The following is a 22,639-nucleotide window of genomic DNA, read 5'->3' on the forward strand; positions in this document are numbered from 1 at the left end:
CGAAGAAGGGAAGCAGATTACTTTGTATTGGGGCATGCGTGTGGATCCTTATCTAACGGGGTTCACTCTCGGAGTCTTCATGCGATGAGCAAGGAGTCATAATGTTAGACGTAGTCGAACTGTCGCGCTTACAGTTTGCCTTGACCGCGATGTACCACTTCCTGTTTGTGCCGCTGACGCTCGGTATGGCGTTCCTGCTGGCCATCATGGAAACGGTTTACGTCCTCTCCGGCAAACAGATTTATAAAGATATGACCAAGTTCTGGGGCAAGTTGTTTGGTATCAACTTTGCGCTGGGCGTGGCAACCGGTCTGACCATGGAGTTCCAGTTCGGGACAAACTGGTCTTACTATTCCCATTATGTGGGGGATATTTTCGGTGCGCCGCTGGCCATTGAAGGTCTGATGGCCTTCTTCCTCGAATCCACCTTTGTAGGTCTGTTCTTCTTCGGTTGGGACCGTCTGGGTAAAGTCCAGCATATGGCGGTAACCTGGCTGGTGGCATTAGGCTCCAACTTGTCCGCACTGTGGATCCTGGTGGCGAACGGCTGGATGCAAAACCCAATCGCATCTGATTTCAACTTCGAAACCATGCGTATGGAGATGGTCAGCTTCGCTGAGCTGGTCCTGAACCCGGTTGCTCAGGTTAAATTCGTTCACACCGTGGCGTCTGGCTATGTGTGCGGCGCGATGTTCGTGCTGGGCATTAGCTCCTACTATATGCTGCGCGGCCGCGACTTCGCCTTTGCCAAGCGTTCTTTCGCTATCGCAGCAAGCTTCGGTATGGCCGCGATTCTTTCCGTTATTGTTCTGGGTGATGAATCCGGTTACGAAATGGGCGACGTGCAGAAAACCAAACTCGCCGCAATTGAAGCTGAATGGGAAACCCAGCCGGCACCGGCAGCGTTTACCCTGTTCGGTGTGCCTGACCAGGAAGCGCAGGAAAACCGCTTCGCCATTCAAATTCCTTACGCTCTGGGTATTATCGCCACGCGCTCCGTCGACAAACAGGTGACTGGCCTGAAAGATCTGATGGTGCAGCATGAAGAGCGTATCCGTAACGGGATGAAAGCCTACTCGCTGCTGGAACAGCTGCGCGCCGGCTCTACCGACCAGGCCGTTCGCGATCAATTTAACGACGTGAAGAAAGACCTCGGTTACGGTCTGCTGCTGAAACGCTATACCCCGAACGTCTCCGACGCGACGGAAGCGCAGATTCAGATGGCAACCAAAGACTCTATTCCACGCGTTGCGCCGCTGTACTTCGCGTTCCGCATCATGGTGGGTTGCGGCATTATCATGCTGCTGATCATCGCGGCCTCGTTCTGGTCAGTCATTCGTAACCGTATCGGTGAGAAAAAATGGCTGCTGCGCACCGCGCTGTACGGTATCCCACTGCCGTGGATTGCTATCGAGTCCGGCTGGTTTGTTGCGGAATATGGCCGTCAGCCGTGGGCGATCGGTGAGGTGCTGCCAACAGCGGTAGCGAACTCCTCCCTGACCGCAGGCGACCTGATCTTCTCCATGCTGCTCATTTGCGGTCTGTACACCCTGTTCCTGGTGGCTGAACTGTTCCTGATGTTCAAGTTCGCGCGCCTTGGCCCAAGCAGCCTGAAAACCGGTCGCTACCACTACGAGCAGTCTGTTGCGACTACTCAGCCGGCACGCTAAGACAGGAGTCATCAAATGATCGATTATGAAGTATTGCGTTTTATCTGGTGGCTGCTGATCGGTGTTCTGCTGATTGGTTTCGCGGTCACCGATGGTTTCGACATGGGCGTGGGCATGCTCACCCGTTTCCTCGGTCGTAATGACACCGAGCGTCGAATCATGATCAACTCCATCGCCCCGCACTGGGACGGTAACCAGGTGTGGCTGATCACCGCAGGCGGCGCGCTGTTCGCTGCCTGGCCGATGGTCTACGCGGCTGCGTTCTCCGGCTTCTATGTGGCGATGATTCTGGTGCTGGCTTCTTTATTCTTCCGTCCGGTGGGTTTCGACTACCGTTCCAAGATTGAAGACACCCGCTGGCGTAACATGTGGGACTGGGGCATCTTCATCGGTAGCTTCGTTCCACCGCTGGTCATTGGTGTGGCGTTCGGTAACCTGTTGCAGGGCGTACCGTTCCACGTCGACGAATATATGCGTCTGTTCTACACCGGTAACTTCTTCCAGCTGCTGAATCCGTTTGGTCTGCTGGCGGGCGTGGTGAGCGTGGCGATGATCATCACCCAGGGGGCAACCTATCTCCAGATGCGTACCGTAGGTGAACTGCATCTGCGTTCCCGCGCTACCGCTCAGGTGGCGGCGCTGGTGACGCTGGTCTGCTTCGCGCTAGCAGGCGTGTGGGTGGTGTATGGTATTGATGGATACGTGGTGACCTCCGCGATCAACCACGCTGCACCGTCTAACCCGCTGACCAAAGAGGTGGCGCGTCAGGCCGGTGCATGGCTGGTGAACTTCAACAATACCCCTGTGCTGTGGGCTATCCCGGCTCTGGGTGTGCTGCTGCCACTGCTGACCGTGCTGACGTCTCGTCTGGAGAAAGGCGCTCTGGCGTTCGTATTCTCTTCCCTGACGCTGGCGTGCATCATCCTGACGGCGGGTATTGCGATGTTCCCGTTCGTGATGCCATCCAGCACCATGATGAATGCCAGCCTGACCATGTGGGATGCAACGTCCAGCCATATGACGCTGAACTTAATGACCTATGTGGCTTGCGTGTTCGTTCCGATTGTTCTGGCTTACACCATCTGGTGTTACTGGAAAATGTTCGGTCGTATCACTAAAGAACATATCGAAAGCAACACCCACTCTATGTACTAAGTAAGGAGCTGAATATGTGGTATTTCGCATGGATTTTAGGGACGCTTCTTGCCTGTGCGTTTGGTGTCATCACTGCCCTGGCGCTTGAGCATGTAGAAGCGACCAAAGCAGGTGAAGAAAAGCACTAATGAATATTATCGCAACGTTATATGCGGTAATGGATAAGCGCCCCTTGAGGGCGCTTTCCCTCATTATGGCATTACTGCTGGCAGGCTGTATCTTCTGGGACCCGTCGCGCTTCGCGGCGAAAACCAGCGAGCTTGAAATCTGGCACGGCTTCCTGATTATGTGGGCGGTGTGCGCAGGGGTGATTCACGGTGTCGGCTTTCGTCCGAAAGCGCTTCACTGGCAGGGCATCTTCTGCCCACTGATTGCCGATCTGGTTCTCCTCGCCGGTTTGATTTTCTTCTTCTTCTGAATAAGAAATGTCCGTTAACGTTATGGGCTTACCCTGGCCCATAAAAATTTACTCTCCGTTTACTTTCCCCCATTCCAAACCATCATTCCCGCGCGTATAGTAGCGAAGTTTGAAAGCTCCAACTTTTCTTGTATTACCGGGATGTAAAGTGAATACAACGCTGTTTCGATGGCCGGTACGTGTCTATTACGAAGATACCGATGCCGGTGGTGTGGTCTACCACGCCAGCTACGTTGCTTTTTATGAACGGGCACGCACAGAGATGCTGCGCCATCATCACTTTAGTCAACAGGTGCTGTTGGCTGAGCGAGTTGCCTTCGTGGTACGCAAGATGACGCTTGAGTATTTTGCGCCTGCCAGACTCGACGATATGCTCGAAGTCCAAACAGAAATTACATCAATGCGCGGAACTTCACTGGTTTTCACGCAGCGGATAGTCAATGCAGAGAACACGGTACTGAACTCAGCTGAAGTCCTGATTGTCTGTGTTGATCCAACCATAATGAAGCCTCGTGCGCTTCCTAAGTCTATTGTCGCGGAGTTTAAGCAGTGACTGACATGAATATCCTTGATTTGTTCCTGAAGGCAAGCCTTCTGGTTAAACTTATCATGTTGATTTTGATTGGTTTTTCAATCGCATCCTGGGCCATCATCATCCAGAGAACGCGTATCCTCAATGCCGCTGGCCGCGAAGCCGAAGCGTTTGAAGATAAGTTCTGGTCGGGTATTGAGCTTTCTCGTCTGTACCAGGAAAGCCAGGGACGCCGTGATAACCTTTCAGGCTCCGAACAAATTTTCTACAGCGGTTTCAAAGAGTTCGCTCGCTTACATCGCGCTAACAGCCATGCGCCGGAAGCCGTGGTAGAAGGGGCGTCGCGCGCGATGCGCATCTCCATGAACCGCGAACTGGAAAATCTTGAAACGCATATTCCTTTCCTCGGCACCGTTGGCTCCATCAGCCCGTATATCGGCCTGTTTGGAACGGTGTGGGGGATCATGCACGCCTTTATCGCCCTGGGGGCGGTGAAGCAGGCAACGTTGCAGATGGTTGCACCGGGTATCGCAGAAGCACTGATCGCGACCGCAATCGGTCTGTTCGCCGCAATTCCGGCGGTAATGGCGTACAACCGTCTGAACCAGCGCGTGAACAAACTGGAACTGAACTACGACAACTTTATGGAAGAGTTCACCGCGATTCTGCATCGTCAGGCGTTTACCAGCACCGAGAGCAACAAGGGGTAAACCATGGCCAGATCGCGTGGACGAGGTCGTCGCGAGCTCAAGTCCGAAATCAATATCGTTCCGTTACTGGACGTGCTGCTGGTGCTGCTGCTGATCTTTATGGCGACAGCGCCCATCATCACCCAGAGCGTGGAAGTTGATCTGCCGGATGCGACAGAATCACAGGCGGTAAGCACCAATGACGATCCTCCGGTCATCATTGAGGTTTCCGGCGTAGGGCAGTACAGCGTGGTGGTAGAGAAAGATCGTATGGATCAGCTTCCGCCAGAGCAGGTTATTGCTGAAGCGCAACGACGCCTGGAGTCAAATCCGAAGACGGTCTTCTTAATCGGTGGTGCGAAAGACGTACCATATGATGAAATTATCAAAGCGCTGAACTTGCTACATAGCGCGGGCGTTAAGTCAGTTGGCTTAATGACTCAGCCTATTTGATCATCTGCGTAGTTTTTGGGAACCGATAGTGTCAAAGGCAACCGAACAGAACGACAAGCTTAAGCGAGCGATAATCGTCTCCGCAGTGCTGCACGTAATTCTTTTTGCAGCGCTGATCTGGAGTTCGTTCGATGAGCACCTTGATGCATCAGGCGGCAGTGGAGGCTCGTCCATCGACGCCGTCATGGTGGATCCCGGTGCGGTAGTGCAGAACTATAATCGCCAGCAACAGCAGCAGGCGAGCGCAAAACGCGCGGAAGAACAGCGTGAAAAACAGGCGCAACAGCAGGCGGAAGAGCTGCGTGAAAAGCAGGCCGCCGAGCAGGAACGTCTGAAGCAGCTTGAGAAAGAGCGTTTGCAGGCGCAGGAAGCCGCAAAAGAGCAGGCGGAGCAGCAGAAACAGGCTGAAGCCGCAGCGAAGAAAGCTCAAGAACAGCAGAAGCAGGCGGAAGAGGCGGCAGCCAAAGCCGCAGCAGACGCGAAGGCGCAGGCAGATGCTCAGGCTAAGTTAGCCGCAGACGCGGCGAAGAAAGCGGCTGCTGATGCGCAGAAGAAAGCGGAAGCCGAAGCGGCGAAGAAAGCCGCTGCTGATGCGAAGAAGAAAGCAGAAGCCGAAGCGGCGAAAAAAGCGGCCGCTGACGCACAGAAGAAAGCTGAAGCGGAAGCCGCCAAAAAAGCTGCGCAGGAAGCAGAGAAGAAAGCAGCTGCCGATGCTGCGAAAAAAGCGGCCGCGGCCGAGAAAGCTGCGGCAGAAAAAGCCGCCGCTGCGGAAAAAGCCGCTGCTGATAAAAAAGCGGCAGCTGAGAAAGCCGCTGCTGATAAGAAAGCGGCTGCCGAAAAAGCCGCAGCTAAAAAGGCCGCTGCTGCGGAAAAAGCCGCTGCCGCAGGGGTTGACGATCTGCTGGGCGACCTGAGTTCCGGTAAGAATGCACCGAAAACGGGCGGTGGGGCGAAAGGAAGTAACGCAGCACCGGCAGGAAGTGGTAACACTAAGAACAACGGTGCTTCTGGCGCTGAGATCAACGACTATAAGAATCAGATTGCTGCGGCTATTGCCAGCAGACTTAACGATAAATCGCTCTATACCGGGAAAACGTGCCGACTGCATATTAAACTGGCTACGGATGGTATGGTGCTGAGCGTTGAGTCAGAAGGGGGAGATGAAGCGTTATGCCAGGCTGCACTTGTGGCAGTGAATCAGGCAAAACTGCCAAAACCTCCGTCACAGGCTGTCTATGAAGTGTTCAAAGACGCTTCGCTGAACTTTAAGCCATAAGCAGAGCTGCGGTTATCGGGTTCTGATAGTTTTGTGTATTTGAGTTTGTTAACCTTCTGCTAAATTATCCAGGACTTATTGTTCGGATAAGGGAGATATGATGAAGCAGGCATTACGATTAGCTTTTGGTTTTTTAGTACTGTTGACGTCAGCAGTGCATGCCACAGTAAGCATCGACATTACCGACTGGAACGACTCAGCGCGTCCAATCGGTGTCGTTCCGTTCCAGTGGGCAGGCCCGGGCGCTGCGCCTGAAGATATTGGCGGCATTGTTGCAGCTGACCTGCGTAACAGCGGTAAATTTAACCCCTTAGATCGTTCTCGTCTGCCGCAGCAGCCGGGTACTGCGCAGGAAGTTCAACCTGCTGCATGGTCTGCACTGGGTATTGATGCCGTGGTTGTTGGACAGGTTACCCCTGCGCCAGACGGCGGCTATAACGTCGCTTATCAGCTGGTGGATACCGGCGGTGCGCCGGGTACCGTTCTGGCTCAAAATACGTATAAGGTGAACAAGCAGTGGCTGCGTTACGCAGGCCACACGGCGAGTGACGAAGTGTTTGAGAAGCTGACCGGTATAAAAGGTGCGTTCCGTACTCGTATCGCGTACGTAGTACAGACCAACGGCGGCCAGTTCCCTTATGAGCTGCGCGTCTCTGACTACGATGGCTACAACCAGTTCACCGTACACCGTTCACCACAGCCGCTGATGTCTCCGGCATGGTCTCCGGACGGCTCTAAGCTGGCGTACGTGACCTTCGAAAGCGGCCGTTCCGCGCTGGTCATCCAGACGCTCTCTAACGGTGCTGTGCGTCAGGTTGCGTCATTCCCGCGTCACAACGGTGCGCCTGCGTTCTCTCCGGACGGTACCAAACTGGCGTTTGCCCTGTCTAAAACCGGTAGCCTGAACCTGTACGTGATGGATATTGGTTCTGGTCAGATCCGTCAGGTCACGGATGGTCGTAGCAACAACACTGAACCAACCTGGTTCCCGGACAGCCAGAATCTGGCCTTTACGTCTGACCAGGCAGGTCGTCCACAAGTTTATAAAGTGAATATCAACGGCGGAGCAGCGCAGCGTATTACCTGGGAAGGTTCTCAGAACCAGGATGCTGACGTCAGTGCCGATGGTAAAACAATGGTAATGGTCAGTACTGCGGGTGGTCAGCAGCACATTGCCAAACAAGATCTGGTAACGGGGGGCGTACAAGTACTGTCGTCAACGTTCCTGGATGAAACGCCAAGTCTGGCACCTAACGGCACCATGGTAATCTACAGCTCTTCTCAGGGGATGGGATCCGTGCTGAATCTGGTTTCTACAGATGGGCGTTTCAAAGCGCGTCTTCCGGCAACTGATGGACAGGTAAAATCACCTGCCTGGTCGCCGTATCTGTAATAATAATTAATTGATTACTAAAGGAATCTTAGAAATGCAACTGAACAAAGTGCTGAAGGGGCTGATGATCGCTCTGCCTGTTATGGCAATCGCAGCGTGTTCTTCTAACAAGAACGCAAGCAATGACCAGAGCGGCGAAGGCATGATGGGTGCCGGCACCGGTATGGACGCTAACGGCAATGGCAATATGTCTTCTGAAGAGCAAGCGCGTCTTCAGATGCAGCAGTTACAGCAGAACAACATCGTTTACTTCGATCTGGATAAATACGACATCCGTTCTGACTTCGCTGCAATGCTGGATGCGCACGCAAACTTCCTGCGTAGCAACCCGTCTTACAAAGTCACCGTAGAAGGTCATGCGGACGAACGTGGTACTCCGGAGTACAACATCTCCCTGGGTGAACGTCGTGCAAACGCTGTTAAAATGTACCTCCAGGGTAAAGGCGTTTCTGCTGACCAGATCTCCATCGTTTCTTACGGTAAAGAAAAACCAGCAGTACTGGGTCACGACGAAGCGGCTTACTCCAAAAACCGTCGTGCCGTACTCGTTTACTAAGAGAATTGCATGAGCAGTAACTTCAGACATCATCTGATGAGTCTGTCGTTACTGGTTGGAATAGCGGCCCCCTGGGCCGCTTTTGCTCAGGCACCAATCAGTAGTGTCGGCTCAGGCTCGGTAGAAGACCGGGTCACTCAACTCGAGCGTATTTCTAACGCTCACAGCCAGCTTTTAACTCAACTCCAGCAGCAGCTTTCCGATAACCAGAATGATATTGATTCCCTTCGTGGTCAGATCCAGGAGAGTCAGTATCAGCTTAATCAGGTTGTGGAGCGCCAGAAGCAAATTTTGTTGCAGATGGATAGCCTGAACAGCGGCGGAGCAGCAGCACAGCCAGCAGCAGGCGATCAAAGCGGTGCGGCAACGCCTGCACCTGCGGCTGATGCCTCCGCGTCGTCTGGTGCGCCTGTACAGAGCGGTGACGCGAATACGGACTACAACGCGGCCATTGCCCTGGTGCAGGACAAATCGCGGCAAGACGATGCTATCGTTGCGTTTCAGAACTTCGTTAAGAAGTACCCTGATTCCACTTACCAGCCAAATGCGAACTACTGGCTGGGTCAGTTGAATTACAACAAGGGTAAAAAGGATGATGCGGCGTTTTATTTTGCCTCTGTGGTGAAAAATTACCCGAAATCACCGAAAGCGCCTGATGCGATGTATAAAGTCGGCGTGATCATGCAGGACAAAGGCGACACTGCAAAAGCCAAAGCGGTTTATCAGCAAGTGGTTGCGAAATTCCCGGGTACAGACGGCGCCAAACAAGCGCAAAAACGTTTGAGTTCGATGGGTTGATTATCGCATGACCAGAAATCGCGTCATTTCTGGTCGTGCAGCATGATTCCTAAGCAGTTAAGTGATCTTCATCGAAATTTTTGTTGCGCAGAATTCTTAAATCAGTAATATATGCCGCCGTTGCCACGGGATATCAAACAACGTGAAAGCAGCGCAAAAGTGGGTCGTTAGCTCAGTTGGTAGAGCAGTTGACTTTTAATCAATTGGTCGCAGGTTCGAATCCTGCACGACCCACCACTTAAAGCAGTTCCGGCAGTACAGAGTGGGTGATTAGCTCAGTTGGTAGAGCATCTCCTTTACACGGAGGGGGTCGGCGGTTCGAGCCCGTCATCACCCACCACTCGGGTCGTTAGCTCAGTTGGTAGAGCAGTTGACTTTTAATCAATTGGTCGCAGGTTCGAATCCTGCACGACCCACCAATTTTATTGGTTCCGAGTGATAATTCAGGCAACACCCGAATGGGTCGTTAGCTCAGTTGGTAGAGCAGTTGACTTTTAATCAATTGGTCGCAGGTTCGAATCCTGCACGACCCACCAGCCTGAATAGATTTGAAGTACATCCCGCAAGGGGTCGTTAGCTCAGTTGGTAGAGCAGTTGACTTTTAATCAATTGGTCGCAGGTTCGAATCCTGCACGACCCACCAATTTTAATGTTTTACTCAGATATTAAACGTGAAGGATAACGTTGCGTTAGCAACGGCCCGAAGGGCGAGGCGAAGCCGAGTCATCCTGCACGACCCACCAGTGTAAAAAGGCGCCCTAAAGGCGACTTTTTGCTGTCTGTCGTTCGCCAGGCCCTTGTAGGTCGGGTAAGGCGAAGCCGCCACCCAACAAATGCTACCGGCATCAAATCCCGATGACATTCCCCCTCAAATTCGCTATCTTGTTTAGTATACAAAACACAATTGCCTCATTTTTGTTATCTCATGCAAAACAAAGGCAATATTGTTAAGCCAGTAAAACGAGAAGCCATAATGAGTGTGATGTTTGATCCCGAAACCGCAATCTATCCCTTCCCGCCGAAGCCCGCTCCGCTAAGCCGGGATGAAAAACAGTTCTATCGTGAGAAAATCAAGCGCCTGCTCAAAGAGCGTGATGCGGTGATGGTGGCGCATTACTACACCGACCCGGAAATTCAGCAGCTGGCGGAAGAGACGGGCGGCTGTATTTCAGACTCCCTGGAAATGGCGCGTTTCGGTGCTAAACATCCTGCCTCCACGCTGCTGGTTGCAGGTGTGCGCTTCATGGGCGAAACGGCAAAAATTCTCAGCCCGGAAAAAACCATACTGATGCCGACGCTGAATGCTGAATGCTCCCTTGACCTCGGTTGCCCGATTGATGAGTTCACCGCCTTCTGTGATGCCCACCCTGACCGTACCGTGGTGGTCTATGCCAACACGTCTTCGGCGGTGAAAGCCCGGGCGGACTGGGTAGTGACGTCCAGTATCGCCGTTGAGCTGATTGAGCATCTGGACAGCCTGGGGGAAAAAATCATCTGGGCGCCCGATCGTCACCTGGGAAACTACGTACAAAAACAGACCGGTGCGGATGTACTATGCTGGCAGGGTGCCTGTATCGTTCACGACGAGTTTAAGACCCAGGCCCTGACGCGCATGAGAGGGTTATACCCGGACGCCGCGATTCTGGTGCACCCGGAATCCCCGCAGTCCATCGTCGACATGGCGGATGCCGTCGGGTCAACCAGCCAGCTTATTCATGCTGCGAAAACCCTCCCGCACAAGCAGCTCATTGTGGCGACCGATCGCGGTATCTTCTATAAGATGCAGCAGGCCGTGCCGGAAAAAACGTTGCTCGAAGCGCCGACCGCCGGAGAAGGGGCGACCTGCCGAAGCTGCGCGCATTGTCCGTGGATGGCGATGAATGGGCTCAAAGCGCTTGCGGAGGGGCTGGAGAACGGTGGCGCAGCGCATGAGATCCACGTGGATGTCGCTCTGCGTGAAGGGGCGTTAATTCCACTTAACCGTATGCTGGATTTTGCGGCTACACTACGTACTTAACTTATTACGCCCCGGAGAAAAAATGGATTTTTTTAGCACACAGAACATCCTGGTTCATATCCCGATTGGTGCGGGCGGCTATGACCTGTCGTGGATTGAAGCGGTGGGTACGCTGGCCGGTTTACTCTGTATCTGGCTGGCCAGCCTTGAGAAGATAAGTAACTATGCGTTCGGGCTGATAAACGTCACGCTGTTTGCGATCATTTTTTTCCAGATCCAGCTCTACGCCAGCCTGCTTCTACAGCTGTTCTTCTTCGCAGCCAATATCTATGGCTGGTACGCCTGGTCTCGGCAAAACAGTCAGCAGGAGGCGGAACTGCAAATCCGCTGGCTGCCGTTGCCAAAAGCCATCGCCTGGTTCGCGGCCTGCGTGGTGGCTATTGGCTTTATGACCGTCTTTATTGATCCGGTATTTGCCTTCCTGACGCGCGTGGCGGTCTCGGTCATGTCGGGTCTGGGATTAAACGTGACGATGCCTGAGCTTCAGCCGGATGCCTTCCCGTTCTGGGATTCCTGCATGATGGTGTTGTCGATTGCCGCAATGATCCTGATGACCCGTAAATACGTTGAGAACTGGCTGCTGTGGGTGGTCATCAACGTCATTAGCGTGGTGATTTTTGCCCGTCAGGGTGTTTATGCCATGTCGCTGGAGTACATGCTGCTGACCGTCATTGCCCTGAATGGTAGCCGCATGTGGATTAACAGCGCGCGTGAGCGTGGCTCTCGCGCGCTTTCCCGTTAATGGTGATGGACGTGTGAGTGGCCGGACTGCGCCTCGTTCAGGTGACAGTCTGGCCCGTTACAGGGCTGATACTCCATCTGGATGGTGGCGTGCGCAATTTCGTAGTGATGCTCAAGGAAGTGCCGAATACGTTCAAGCAACGCATCGTGATCGTGGGGCGGAATAACCTGAACGTGCAGCGTCATAAGCGGTTTCTCACCCACCAGCCAGACGTGAACGTGGTGAACGTTACGGACTTCAGGAATGGAACGACACAGATTGCGTTTTAGCTCGCCAATATCCAGCGACGTGGGAGCGCCTTCCAGCAGCTCATTGACGCTCTCTTTCAACAGCCGCCAGGCACTGCGTAATACAAGGCACGATACCAGCACGGAAAGAATCGGGTCGATGGGAGTCCAGCCCGTGCCCATAATGATCAGCGCGGCTACGATAGCACCTACGGAACCCAGCAGATCGCCCAGTACATGAAGCGCCGCGGCCCGTACGTTCAGATTTTTTTCGCTGCTGCCGCGGTGCAATATCCAGAACGCCAGAATATTGGCGACCAACCCGGCAATGGCGATAACCATCATTGTCGTCCCGGCTACTGGTTGTGGATGCCGAAAGCGCTGAAATGCCTCCCAGACGATAAGAATAGTAATGACCACCAGCGCAATCGCATTCACAAAGGCGGCAAGCGTGGTCAGTCTGAGCCAGCCAAAGGTGTGGCGGGCATTGGGAGGGCGACGGGCAAACTGCACGGCCAGCAGAGCAAACAGGAGCGCGGCAGCGTCGGTCAGCATATGCCCGGCATCGGCCAGCAGCGCCAGCGATCCGGATATCAGCCCGCCTGTTACCTCAATTATCATAAAGGTGGCAGTGATGCCAAAAGCCAGCAAAAGCCGTTTGGCATTTTCATCGCCAGTGGAATGGGAATGGGAGTGGGAGTGCGCCATGGTATCGTTCCTGATTTATTATTATTTTTAGTGTAGCGTTTTTAAGAGCTTAAATAAAAAAGGAGAGCATTCGCTCTCCCTGTTTTACCTTACGGAAGGTTACTGGGTAGTACCGTCCGTTTTAGTATTGGCATCGCTGCCCACTTTGTCATTCGGGTCCGGGCATTTCCCGTCTTTACACACTGAGTTTTTGTGCACCTCGTCGGTGCTCATACCGTCATGGTTCATCGTGCCTGTGCTCGTCCCGCCGGTATTGGTATTGCCCGTATTGATATTACTGTTATCAACATTGTTTGGCGCAATATTCTGTTTTGCATCCGGCGCAACCTGGCCCGCCTCGGCAGCGGCATTCGCGTCGCCGTTGCTGCCGGATGAGCCTGCATCAGCAGCCAGTACGCTACCGCTTGCCAGGGTAAGGGTTGCCGTCAGGAAAAGCGTAGTCAGTTTCGTCATTTTCATCATGGTGCTCCTGTTCTTATCGTTACGCTGGATAACATTCTCCAACAGTGCATCTTGTTCAGTGGCGAAAGATCCCGGTTTCCTGATTTATGTCAGGATGGAATCGCGTATAAATATTTAAAAACAGTCGTTACAAGTAAAAAGCTTAGGCCAGATCTCATTTTTCGCTATTTTGTTGCGTATTTTAGGCGAATTCCAGGAATTATCTGCGCGAAGTGTAAAATCCAGTTTACACTTCGTGGCCGACAAGTTAGATTGAAAGGATTGCTTTCATTACTAAAGATATGGCAGAGCCGGAAAGAAGATGAATTATCAGAACGACGATTTACGCATTAAAGAGATCAATGAGTTATTACCTCCCGTAGCGCTCCTTGAAAAATTCCCCGCCACCGAAAATGCCGCCAACACGGTGTCTCATGCCCGCAAGGCGATCCACAAGATCCTGAAAGGTAGCGACGATCGTCTTCTGGTAGTCATTGGGCCGTGCTCCATTCACGATCCTGCTGCGGCCAAAGAGTATGCGTCGCGCCTGCTCGCCCTGCGTGAAGAGCTGAAAGGCGAACTGGAAATCGTGATGCGCGTTTATTTCGAAAAACCGCGTACCACCGTGGGCTGGAAAGGGTTGATCAACGATCCGCATATGGACAACAGTTTCCAGATTAACGACGGCCTGCGCATTGCGCGTAAGCTGCTGCTGGAGATCAACGACAGCGGGCTGCCTGCTGCCGGTGAATTCCTCGATATGATCACCCCACAGTATCTGGCTGACCTGATGAGCTGGGGCGCTATTGGCGCGCGTACGACGGAATCCCAGGTTCACCGTGAGCTGGCGTCTGGCCTGTCATGCCCGGTGGGTTTCAAAAATGGCACTGATGGCACCATTAAAGTCGCTATTGACGCCATTAATGCGGCTGGCGCGCCGCACTGCTTCCTGTCGGTGACCAAGTGGGGCCACTCGGCTATCGTGAACACCAGCGGTAATGGCGATTGCCATATCATACTGCGCGGCGGTAAAGAGCCTAACTACAGTGCTAAACACGTAGCGGAGGTAAAAGCAGGGCTGGAGAAAGCGGGTCTGGCACCGCAGGTGATGATCGATTTCAGCCATGCCAACTCCAGCAAACAGTTTAAAAAGCAGATGGAAGTCGGCGCAGATGTGTGTCAGCAAATCGCCAGCGGTGAACGCGCAGTGATTGGGGTGATGATTGAGAGCCATCTGGTGGAAGGCAACCAGAACCTGGAGGGCAGCGAGCCGCTGGTCTACGGTAAGAGCGTGACGGATGCCTGCATTGGCTGGGACGATACCGATGCGATCCTGCGTCAGCTGGCGGATGCGGTAAAAGCGCGTCGCGGCTAAGTTTGTCGCGGGCAATAAAAAAGCGTGGATTGCTCCACGCTTTTTTTATGTCCGGCGAATATTACTTCGCTTTACCCTGGTTCGCCACGGCCGCCGCTTTTGCAGCGATTTCGTCGGCGTTACCCAGGTAGTAATGTTTAACTGGCTTGAAGTTTTCGTCGAACTCGTACACCAGCGGCACGCCGGTAGGGATGTTCAGCTCGAGGATTTCATCTTCACCCATGTTGTCCAGGTATTTCACCAGCGCACGCAGGGAGTTACCGTGAGCAGCGATAATGACGCGCTCGCCGCTTTTCAGGCGTGGCAGAATGGTTTCGTTCCAGTAAGGCACAACGCGGTCGATGGTCAGCGCCAGGCTTTCGGTCTGCGGCAGTTCAGCCTCAGTCAGCTTCGCGTAACGCGGATCGTGGCCCGGGTAGCGCTCGTCATCTTTGCTCAGCTCTGGAGGCGTGACCGCAAAACCACGACGCCACTGCTTAACCTGCTCGTCACCGTATTTTTCTGCGGTTTCCGCTTTGTTCAGACCTTGCAGCGCACCGTAGTGACGCTCGTTCAGTTTCCAGGATTTCTCAACCGGCAGCCAGGCCTGATCCAGCTCGTCCAGAATGTTCCACAGGGTATGGATGGCACGTTTCAGCACAGAGGTGTAAGCAAAGTCAAAGGTGAAGCCTTCATCTTTCAGCAGTTTACCTGCCGCTTTTGCTTCGCTCACGCCTTTCTCGGACAGATCAACGTCATACCAACCGGTGAAGCGGTTTTCGTTGTTCCACTGGCTTTCGCCGTGGCGCACCAGGACAAGCTTAGTATTAGCCATTTCTTACTCCTCAAGCATTTTGAATGATAACAATTCTCATTATATTGCCGTGACTGTGCCAGCAGCAACGCTTAACCCTAACCATAGCGAAAATAGTTCGAGAGTGTAAGATGCATGTGAATCCAGGGTTATGATTTTGTCTGCGATCGCCGCTATTTTCAGCAAGGCGGAGATAAAAAAGCCCTCGCGGTGAGGGCCAGGCTTTTTTGCCGGATGGCGCTTCGCTTATCAGGCCTACATTCGTAGGCCCGTGCGCCGCCGGATATTAAGCGCGCGGAATAAAATGATACTCGGTGACGCTTACGTACTCTTCACCCGGACGAAGCACACAGTCCGGCTGCGGCCATTCAGGATGGTTAGGACTGTCCGGCAGGAACTCGCTCTCCAGCGCCAGTCCTTGCCAGGCGCCGTAGGCGTCATGTTCACGCGCCGTGGTACCCTCCAGATAGTTACCGGAGTAAAACTGTAGGGCGGGGGCGGTGGTGTAGACCGTCATCTGTAACTTCTCATCAGCAGACCAGACCTGTGCGGCAGGTTGAGAAAGATCGCCTTTCGCCTGCAACAGGAACGCGTGGTCGTAGCCTTTCACCTTGCGCTGATCGTCATCACTCAGGAAATCCTGGGCGATGGTTTTCGGCTGACGGAAATCAAAGCTATTACCGCTTACCGGTTTCAGCCCCTGATAAGGGATACCCATCTCATCGACCGGCAGATACTCGTCCGCCAGGATCTGGAGTTTGTGGCTGCGGACATCGGTCTGATTACCGTCAAGGTTGAAATAGGCGTGGTTAGTCAGATTGACCGGGCACGGCTTATCGACGGTCGCGCGGTACTCAATGGCGATGCGATTATCTTCGGTCAGGGTGAAGCGCGCGGTTGCGGTGAGATTGCCCGGGAAGCCCTGGTCTCCATCGAGGGAGTCCAGAGAGAACCAGACCTCACCGTCATTTTGCTGCACAATCTTCCAGCGACGTTTATCAAACCCTTCCGGGCCGCCGTGCAGCTGATTTTCGCCCTGGCTGGCAAGCAGGGAATACGTTACGCCGTCCAGCGTAAACCGGCTTCTGGCGATGCGGTTAGCGTAGCGGCCTATGGATGCGCCCAGAAAAGCGGTCTGCTCGATATACTGCTCCGGCGATGCGCAGCCAAGCAGGGTTTCGCGCACGCTGCCGTCAGGCATCGGTACGCGGGCAGAAAGTAACGTTGCGCCCCAGTCCATCAGCGTAACCACCATCCCGGCGCTGTTGCGCAGGGTTAACAGGCGATACGGCAGACCATCCGGTGCGAGTGTTGGTGTTTCGTTTAGCACTGTCCGGCTCCTTGTGATGCTTTGCAGACATAGAAAGTTTCTTTGATGCCCGTTTTGGCTTCGTATTGTTTAGCCACCGCGTCCTGAATGGCAGGGACCAGCTCTGCCGGCACCAGGGCGACGACGCACCCGCCGAATCCGCCGCCGGTCATACGCACGCCGCCTTTGTCGCCAATCGTGGCTTTCACAATTTCAACCAGGGTGTCGATTTGCGGCACGGTGATTTCGAAATCGTCACGCATGGAGGCATGCGATTCGGCCATCAGCTCGCCCATCCGTTTCAGGTCACCTTTCGCCAGCGCGGAGGCGGCTTCTACGGTACGGGCATTTTCCGTCAGTATATGACGCACGCGCTTCGTGACAACCGGGTCCAGTTCGTGAGCAACCTTGTTAAATTCATCAAGTGAGACATCACGCAGGGCTGGCTGCTGGAAGAAGCGCGCGCCGGTTTCGCACTGTTCGCGACGGGTGTTGTACTCGCTGCCCACCAGGGTGCGTTTGAAGTTGCTGTTGATGATCACCACAGCCGCACCTTTAGGCAGCGGAACCGCTTTGGTTCCGAGGGAGCGGCAGTCAATCAGCAAAGCGTGTTCTTTCTTGCCCAGCGCGGAAATCAGCTGATCCATAATGCCGCAGTTGCAGCCCACGAACTGGTTTTCCGCTTCCTGACCGTTGAGGGCGATCTGCGCCCCGTCCAGCGGCAGATGATAAAGCTGCTGGAACACGGTGCCGACCGCCACTTCCAGCGATGCGGAAGAGCTTAATCCCGCCCCCTGCGGCACGTTGCCGCTGATGACCATGTCGGCCCCGCCGAAATTCTTGTTACGCTTTTGCAGGTGCTTCACCACGCCGCGAACATAGTTCGACCACTGCTGGCTGTCGTGGGTCACGATCGGCGCATCAAGGGAAAATTCGTCAATTTCGTTGCCGTAATCCGCGGCGATCACTCGCACCTGACGATCGTCGCGTTTCGCGCAGCTGATCACCGTCTGGTAGTCGATGGCACACGGCAGGACAAAACCGTCGTTATAGTCGGTGTGCTCGCCGATCAGATTAACGCGGCCTGGCGCCTGGATAACATGGGTGGCAGGGTAGCCAAATTTTTCAGCAAACAGGGATTGTGTTTTATCTTTCAGACTCATTTTTAGACTCCTGATTCGCGGTAATGGACGTCGCTAACGGCACGCAGACGTTCTGCCGCCTGTTCCGCCGTCAGGTCGCGCTGGGTTTCCGCCAGCATTTCATAGCCCACCATGAATTTACGTACCGTCGCAGAACGCAGCAGCGGCGGGTAGAAGTGTGCATGTAACTGCCAGTGTTGATTCTCTTCGCCGTTAAACGGCGCGCCGTGCCAGCCCATGGAGTAGGGGAAGGAGCACTGGAAGAGGTTGTCGTAGCGGCTGGTCAGTTTTTTCAGCGCCAGCGCCAGGTCGTCACGCTGGGCGTCGCTGAGTTCGGTAATGCGCTGAACATGGGCTTTCGGCAGTAGCAGCGTCTCAAACGGCCACGCCGCCCAGTAAGGGACCACGGCAAGCCAGTGCTCGGTTTCCACCACGGTACGGCTGCCATCCGCCAGCTCACGCTGGGTGTAATCCACCAGCATCGGCGAACCGTTCTGGGCGAAATAGGCTTTTTGCAGTCGGTCCTCACGCTCGGCTTCATTCGGCAGGAAGCTGTTCGCCCAGATCTGACCGTGCGGATGCGGGTTGGAGCAGCCCATCGCCGCGCCTTTGTTTTCGAACACCTGCACCCACGGATAGCTCTGCCCCAGTTCTGCGGTTTGCGCCTGCCAGGTGCTGACCACCTCTTTCAGGGCATCCACGCTCAGCTCCGGCAGCGTTTTGCTGTGATCGGGCGAGAAGCAGATCACGCGGCTGGTGCCGCGGGCGCTTTCGCAGCGCATCAGCGGGTCATGGCTTTCCGGCGCGTCCGGCGTATCGGTCATCAGCGCGGCAAAGTCGTTAGTAAACACGAAGGTGCCTTGGTAGTCCGGGTTTTTATCGCCCGTCACGCGCGTATTGCCCGGGCAGAGGAAACAGTCCGGATCATGCTGCGGCAGCGTCTGTTTGGCAGGCGTCTCTTGCGCCCCCTGCCAGGGGCGCTTGGCGCGATGCGGTGAAACTAAAATCCATTGCCCGCTGAGCGGGTTAAAACGACGATGCGGGTGATCGACGGGATTGAATTGCGTCATGACAAATCCTTAATCCGGATAACCCTGCGGATGGCGTGACTGCCAGTGCCAGGTATCCTGTGCCATTTCATCAAGCGTGCGGGTGACACGCCAGTTAAGCTCTTTATCCGCTTTGGTGGCATCGGCCCAGTAAGCCGGGAGGTCGCCATCCCGGCGGGGAGCGAAGTGATACTTCACTGGCTTGCCGCAGGCTTTACTGAAGGCATTCACCACGTCCAGCACGCTGCTGCCGATCCCGGCGCCGAGGTTGTAAATATGCACGCCCGGTTTATCCGCCAGCTGCTGCATCGCCGCCACGTGGCCGTCGGCCAGATCCATAACGTGAATGTAATCGCGCACGCCGGTGCCATCTTCGGTGGGATAATCGTTACCAAAAATCGCCAGGGAATCGCGGCGCCCTACGGCAACCTGCGCGATATACGGCATCAGGTTATTAGGAATGCCCTGCGGATCTTCGCCCATATCACCTGACGGATGCGCGCCAACCGGGTTGAAGTAGCGCAGTAAGGCGATGCTCCACTCAGGCTGGGCTTTTTGCAGGTCGGTCAGGATCTGCTCTACCATCAGCTTGCTTTTGCCATACGGGCTTTGCGGCGTACCGGTCGGGAAGCTTTCAACGTAAGGAATTTTTGGCTGATCGCCGTAGACGGTCGCGGAGGAGCTGAAGATAAAGTTTTTAACGTTGGCCGCACGCATGGCGGAGATCAGACGCAGGGTACCGTTGACGTTGTTGTCATAGTACTCAAGCGGTTTTGCCACCGATTCGCCAACCGCTTTCAGGCCAGCGAAGTGGATAACGGTTTCAATCGCGTGATCGTGAAGGATTTCAGTCATCAACGCTTCATTGCGGATGTCGCCTTCCACGAAAGTCGGCTGTTTACCCGAAAGACGTTCAATGACCGGCAGCACGCTGCGCTTACTGTTGCACAGGTTATCAAGAATGACGACATCGTGGTCGCTTTGCAGCAGTTGCACACAGGTATGACTTCCTATGTAACCGCTACCACCTGTTACCAGAACTCGCATATTTCGCTCCATTAGGCTTATGGTATGAATTAACCATAGCATATCAGAGACGCGAAAAGTGTGACATGGGATAAAATAGTGGTATCGTTTACACTGGTTTTCACACGCGCTTTTTCACAGACTGAGTGCATTGTAGATCAAAGAGATAGAGATGTATTGTTGCAGGTTGTCTGAAAAGCGGAGGGCAGCGCCCTCCACGCGTTAATCGATTTTGCTCAGCAGGTAGCGGTATTGCTCGCCGTCAGGGACAAATTCCAGCCGATGGGTGATGCAGGACGGGGCATCTTCAGCATGGTGAGACACAAACAGCAGCTGGGTTTCACCTTCGCTAATCAGCACATCCACAAAGCGGCGGATCAGCTGACGGTTGAGCGGATCCAGCCCCTGCAACGGTTCGTCAAGAATCAGCAGCGTAGGGTGCTTGACCAGCGCGCGGACGATCAATGCCAGCCGCTGCTGTCCCCACGACAGGCTGTGGAATGGCGCATCAGCTACCCGGTTGTCCATACCCAGAATATCCAGCCACTGCTGCGCCAGCTTGTGCTGCTTGTCAGATACCGCCTGATAAATACCAATGGAGTCGAAGAAGCCAGAGAGGATCACGTTTCGCACCGTGGTGCTCACCCGGTAGTCCAGATGCAGGCTGCTGCTGACATAGCCGATGTGCTTTTTGATATCCCAGATGGTTTCCCCGCTGCCGCGGCGACGGCCGAACAGGGTGAGATCGTTGCTGTATCCCTGCGGGTGATCCCCGGTGATCAGGCTCAGCAGCGTGGATTTACCCGCCCCGTTGGGGCCGACGATCTGCCAGTGCTCACCAGGATTAACCGTCCAGCTGAGGTGATTAAGAATAGGGCGATAGTCGTAAGCAACCACCCCATCGCGCAGCACAATGCGCGGCTGGTCAGGCTCCAGCCCGTGGCGTGCTGAAGGCGCATCCGGCTCCGGCAGGGCAATACCGTCCAGTTTCTCGCTGTGCGCCAGCTGCGCAATCAGCGCCTGCCGGAGCAGTACGGCTTTCTCGCCGGTTTCGGTCAGGCTACAGTCCGCCAGCACGCCCGCATAATGTACGAAATCCGGGATCTCATCAAAGCGGTTAAGAACCAGCACAAGCGTGTATCCCTGCTGGTTAAGCGACGCCAGCAACGCTGCCAGCTGCGCGCGGGACTGCACATCCAGTCCGTCAAACGGTTCATCCAGGATCAGGAGTTCCGGCTCGCTCATCAGCGCCTGACACAGCAGCGTTTTGCGCGTCTCGCCGGTAGAAAGGTATTTGAAACGGCGATTAAGCAGGGCGGTAATACCAAATTGCTCCGCCAGCTGCTGACAGCGGGCAGGATCTTTTATCTCATCCTGGATAATTTCCGCCGTCGTGCGGCCGGTATCTTCTTCGCCGGGGCTGAGCAAATCGGTATTGTTACGCTGCCACTCATCGCTGACCAGCTTTTGCAGCTGTTCGAAGGAAAGGCGCGTCAGCCGGGTAAAGGTGCACCGACGTTCACCCTTCAGTTGGGTTAATTCGCCTGCCAGAGCGCGGGCCAGCGCGGATTTTCCGCTGCCATTCGTGCCCACAAACGCCCAGCTTTCTCCGGCGCGAAGGGTTAACTCTGGCAGCGATAAGGTACGGGTATCGCTAAGACGAAACGTGCCTTGCGAAATATGCAATGATGACATGTGTTATCCCATTTTTTGCAGCAACAGATGTCAGGGATACTCAGTGTTAGCGGGGTTGTCAATGCGCTTAGCACAATGTGGCGATAATTACCCGGTCTGCATTGAAATATGCGGTCACCACAGCACCTTCGTCTAATTCTGTCGCGTCGTTCACCGGAACGGTGGCGCAGAGCGACTGTCCATCCGGCAGGGTCATCAGCACTTCACACTGTTCTGCGCCGCGCTCGATGTGGCTGATACGCCCGCGTAGCTGGTTGTCGGCCTCTGCGGCCTGCTCAGGGTTGAGTGCGATGCTGATCCAGGGCGCTTTGAGTAATACCAGCACCTCCTGACCTTCGTTCAGCCCAAGGCGTTGACCACTTTGCGCGGTGATGGCGGCTTTCAGGCGCGTCGTACCGTCCGCGAGCAGGATCTCAATATGCTCCTGCACCTGCGAATGATCGCGCCCCGTCACCGTACCAAACCACTGGTTGCGGGCGCTGGTCTGCAAAGAGAAACGGGAGATGGCGCCCAGCAGGCTGTCCAGCGGCAGGTTGTCGTCATCGCTCAGCACATCAAATGCTTTTTGCTGGATCTGCGCCAGTAAATCGTAGAGCTGGATCAGACGTTGCCCGTAACGCGTCAACACGGCGCCGCCGCCGCCTTTCCCGCCGGTGGCGCGCTCAACCAGCGTATGTTCGCTCAGGGTGTTCATGTCGTTAATCGCATCCCAGGCGCTTTTATAGCTGATGCCAGCGTTTTTGGCACCCTGGCTAATCGAGCCAGTTTGTTCTATTTGTTTTAACAGGGCGATGCGTCGCGGATCGGCGAAAAGCTTCTGCTGAAGTCGTAGGGTGAGGAGAATTTCAGCCTGCATATCAGTGTCCCGGCAAAAAGGCTATTGTGACCCAAATGCCCGGGGGCGGAAAGCGCACCGCACAAAAGGGGATGTTTTTCTTACTTTTCAGGGTAGAATAAGCCGTTCACAAGATCTGGAGAAAACCATGTTAGAGTTGTTGAAAAGTCTGGTATTCGCGGTAATCATGGTGCCAGTAGTGATGGCTATCATCCTCGGTGCCATCTACGGCCTGGGTGAAGTGTTCAACGTCTTTTCGAACATTGGTCATCGTCGTGACCAGCCTAAAAAGCAGCAATGATTTCCTCCAAAACGCCCGGCCAGCCCGGGCGTTTTGCTC

The 22,639-nt window shown here is 54.5% G+C and carries 24 protein-coding genes and 5 tRNA genes; 20 read left to right on the plus strand and 9 right to left on the minus strand.

The features are described from left to right. Positions 1–101: 101 nt before the first annotated feature. From cydA to pnuC, 18 genes are all read left to right on the plus strand, one after another. On the plus strand, positions 102–1,670 hold the full coding sequence (gene cydA, locus ACOTW6_RS04845) for a cytochrome ubiquinol oxidase subunit I (RefSeq protein WP_003858601.1): 1,569 nt from the start codon (positions 102–104) through the stop codon (positions 1,668–1,670). A 15-nt stretch (positions 1,671–1,685) separates the two neighbouring features. Beyond that, complete coding sequence (gene cydB / locus ACOTW6_RS04850) at positions 1,686–2,825, plus strand: cytochrome d ubiquinol oxidase subunit II (protein ID WP_023303309.1); 1,140 nt, start codon at positions 1,686–1,688, stop codon at positions 2,823–2,825. Between the two features lie 14 nt (positions 2,826–2,839). Beyond that, complete coding sequence (gene cydX, locus ACOTW6_RS04855; protein WP_003858598.1) at positions 2,840–2,953, plus strand: cytochrome bd-I oxidase subunit CydX; 114 nt, start codon at positions 2,840–2,842, stop codon at positions 2,951–2,953. Continuing rightward, positions 2,953–3,243, plus strand: coding sequence for a cyd operon protein YbgE (gene ybgE / locus ACOTW6_RS04860; RefSeq protein ID WP_003858596.1), 291 nt, complete (start codon positions 2,953–2,955; stop codon positions 3,241–3,243). The genes cydX and ybgE overlap by 1 nt, the downstream gene beginning before the upstream one ends. 148 nt (positions 3,244–3,391) lie before the next feature. Beyond that, on the plus strand, positions 3,392–3,796 hold the full coding sequence (gene ybgC / locus ACOTW6_RS04865) for a tol-pal system-associated acyl-CoA thioesterase (RefSeq protein WP_003858593.1): 405 nt from the start codon (positions 3,392–3,394) through the stop codon (positions 3,794–3,796). Beyond that, positions 3,793–4,485 (plus strand): Tol-Pal system protein TolQ, encoded by a 693-nt coding sequence (gene tolQ / locus ACOTW6_RS04870; RefSeq protein WP_003858590.1) that lies wholly within the window; start codon positions 3,793–3,795, stop codon positions 4,483–4,485. The genes ybgC and tolQ overlap by 4 nt, the downstream gene beginning before the upstream one ends. Before the next feature lie 3 nt (positions 4,486–4,488). Further along, the gene (gene tolR, locus ACOTW6_RS04875; RefSeq protein ID WP_003858589.1) at positions 4,489–4,917 is read left to right on the plus strand and encodes a colicin uptake protein TolR; all 429 of its coding nucleotides are present in this window, start codon (positions 4,489–4,491) and stop codon (positions 4,915–4,917) included. A gap of 28 nt (positions 4,918–4,945) precedes the next feature. Next, positions 4,946–6,193, plus strand: coding sequence for a cell envelope integrity protein TolA (gene tolA, locus ACOTW6_RS04880; RefSeq protein WP_213788902.1), 1,248 nt, complete (start codon positions 4,946–4,948; stop codon positions 6,191–6,193). 100 nt (positions 6,194–6,293) lie between these two features. Further along, positions 6,294–7,586: a Tol-Pal system beta propeller repeat protein TolB gene (tolB, locus tag ACOTW6_RS04885; RefSeq protein ID WP_017384962.1), complete on the plus strand. Its 1,293-nt coding sequence runs from the start codon at positions 6,294–6,296 to the stop codon at positions 7,584–7,586. Positions 7,587–7,620: 34 nt separating this feature from the next. Continuing rightward, a complete protein-coding gene (gene pal, locus ACOTW6_RS04890; RefSeq protein ID WP_003858578.1) occupies positions 7,621–8,142 on the plus strand; it encodes a peptidoglycan-associated lipoprotein Pal in 522 nt (173 codons plus the stop codon). Positions 8,143–8,151: 9 nt separating this feature from the next. Next, entirely contained in the window at positions 8,152–8,940 is a 789-nt protein-coding gene (gene cpoB, locus ACOTW6_RS04895; RefSeq protein WP_003858574.1) for a cell division protein CpoB, read from the plus strand. A gap of 161 nt (positions 8,941–9,101) precedes the next feature. Continuing rightward, positions 9,102–9,177: transfer RNA gene (locus tag ACOTW6_RS04900), tRNA-Lys, on the plus strand. Positions 9,178–9,204: 27 nt separating this feature from the next. Beyond that, positions 9,205–9,280: transfer RNA gene (locus ACOTW6_RS04905), tRNA-Val, on the plus strand. 3 nt (positions 9,281–9,283) lie between these two features. Next, positions 9,284–9,359, plus strand: a tRNA-Lys gene (locus ACOTW6_RS04910). A gap of 41 nt (positions 9,360–9,400) precedes the next feature. Then, positions 9,401–9,476: transfer RNA gene (locus tag ACOTW6_RS04915), tRNA-Lys, on the plus strand. Between the two features lie 31 nt (positions 9,477–9,507). Continuing rightward, positions 9,508–9,583 (plus strand) — tRNA-Lys (locus ACOTW6_RS04920). Positions 9,584–9,913: 330 nt separating this feature from the next. Next, positions 9,914–10,957 carry a quinolinate synthase NadA gene (gene nadA, locus ACOTW6_RS04925; protein WP_213788901.1) on the plus strand — a complete coding sequence of 348 codons (1,044 nt, stop codon included), beginning with the start codon at positions 9,914–9,916 and terminating at the stop codon, positions 10,955–10,957. Between the two features lie 22 nt (positions 10,958–10,979). After that, positions 10,980–11,699 carry a nicotinamide riboside transporter PnuC gene (pnuC, locus tag ACOTW6_RS04930; RefSeq protein WP_023296141.1) on the plus strand — a complete coding sequence of 240 codons (720 nt, stop codon included), beginning with the start codon at positions 10,980–10,982 and terminating at the stop codon, positions 11,697–11,699. Here the strand turns inward: pnuC and zitB are convergent. Together zitB and ACOTW6_RS04940 are read right to left on the minus strand one after the other, a co-directional pair. Then, complete coding sequence (zitB, locus tag ACOTW6_RS04935; protein WP_213788900.1) at positions 11,696–12,634, minus strand: CDF family zinc transporter ZitB; 939 nt, start codon at positions 12,632–12,634, stop codon at positions 11,696–11,698. The genes pnuC and zitB overlap by 4 nt on opposite strands. A 99-nt stretch (positions 12,635–12,733) precedes the next feature. Further along, positions 12,734–13,093: a protein YbgS gene (locus ACOTW6_RS04940; protein WP_062932177.1), complete on the minus strand. Its 360-nt coding sequence runs from the start codon at positions 13,091–13,093 to the stop codon at positions 12,734–12,736. Positions 13,094–13,397: 304 nt separating this feature from the next. Here ACOTW6_RS04940 and aroG point away from each other — a divergent pair, with 304 nt between their 5' ends. Then, positions 13,398–14,450, plus strand: coding sequence for a 3-deoxy-7-phosphoheptulonate synthase AroG (aroG, locus tag ACOTW6_RS04945; RefSeq protein ID WP_003858564.1), 1,053 nt, complete (start codon positions 13,398–13,400; stop codon positions 14,448–14,450). A gap of 61 nt (positions 14,451–14,511) precedes the next feature. Here the strand turns inward: aroG and gpmA are convergent, their stop codons facing one another. From gpmA to modE, 7 genes are all read right to left on the minus strand, one after another. Continuing rightward, positions 14,512–15,264 carry a 2,3-diphosphoglycerate-dependent phosphoglycerate mutase gene (gene gpmA / locus ACOTW6_RS04950; RefSeq protein WP_047053047.1) on the minus strand — a complete coding sequence of 251 codons (753 nt, stop codon included), beginning with the start codon at positions 15,262–15,264 and terminating at the stop codon, positions 14,512–14,514. A 265-nt stretch (positions 15,265–15,529) separates the two neighbouring features. Beyond that, positions 15,530–16,573, minus strand: a complete 1,044-nt coding sequence (gene galM / locus ACOTW6_RS04955) for a galactose-1-epimerase (protein ID WP_017384956.1) — start codon at positions 16,571–16,573, stop codon at positions 15,530–15,532. Further along, positions 16,567–17,715 carry a galactokinase gene (galK, locus tag ACOTW6_RS04960; RefSeq protein ID WP_121479188.1) on the minus strand — a complete coding sequence of 383 codons (1,149 nt, stop codon included), beginning with the start codon at positions 17,713–17,715 and terminating at the stop codon, positions 16,567–16,569. Before galK ends, galM begins: the two co-directional genes overlap by 7 nt. Before the next feature lie 2 nt (positions 17,716–17,717). Then, a complete protein-coding gene (galT, locus tag ACOTW6_RS04965) occupies positions 17,718–18,764 on the minus strand; it encodes a galactose-1-phosphate uridylyltransferase (RefSeq protein ID WP_047053050.1) in 1,047 nt (348 codons plus the stop codon). Positions 18,765–18,773: 9 nt separating this feature from the next. Beyond that, entirely contained in the window at positions 18,774–19,790 is a 1,017-nt protein-coding gene (gene galE, locus ACOTW6_RS04970; protein WP_213788899.1) for a UDP-glucose 4-epimerase GalE, read from the minus strand. A 201-nt stretch (positions 19,791–19,991) separates the two neighbouring features. Then, entirely contained in the window at positions 19,992–21,464 is a 1,473-nt protein-coding gene (gene modF / locus ACOTW6_RS04975; protein WP_213788898.1) for a molybdate ABC transporter ATP-binding protein ModF, read from the minus strand. Between the two features lie 67 nt (positions 21,465–21,531). After that, entirely contained in the window at positions 21,532–22,320 is a 789-nt protein-coding gene (modE, locus tag ACOTW6_RS04980; RefSeq protein WP_033486384.1) for a molybdenum-dependent transcriptional regulator, read from the minus strand. A gap of 127 nt (positions 22,321–22,447) precedes the next feature. On the opposite strand from modE, the gene ACOTW6_RS04985 reads away from it, so the two are divergent. Further along, the gene (locus tag ACOTW6_RS04985) at positions 22,448–22,600 is read left to right on the plus strand and encodes an AcrZ family multidrug efflux pump-associated protein (RefSeq protein ID WP_003858549.1); all 153 of its coding nucleotides are present in this window, start codon (positions 22,448–22,450) and stop codon (positions 22,598–22,600) included. Positions 22,601–22,639 lie beyond the last annotated feature (39 nt).

The sequence above is a fragment of the Enterobacter cloacae complex sp. IR5403 genome, from assembly GCF_049238705.1.
GTDB lineage: Bacteria > Pseudomonadota > Gammaproteobacteria > Enterobacterales > Enterobacteriaceae > Enterobacter > Enterobacter hormaechei_C.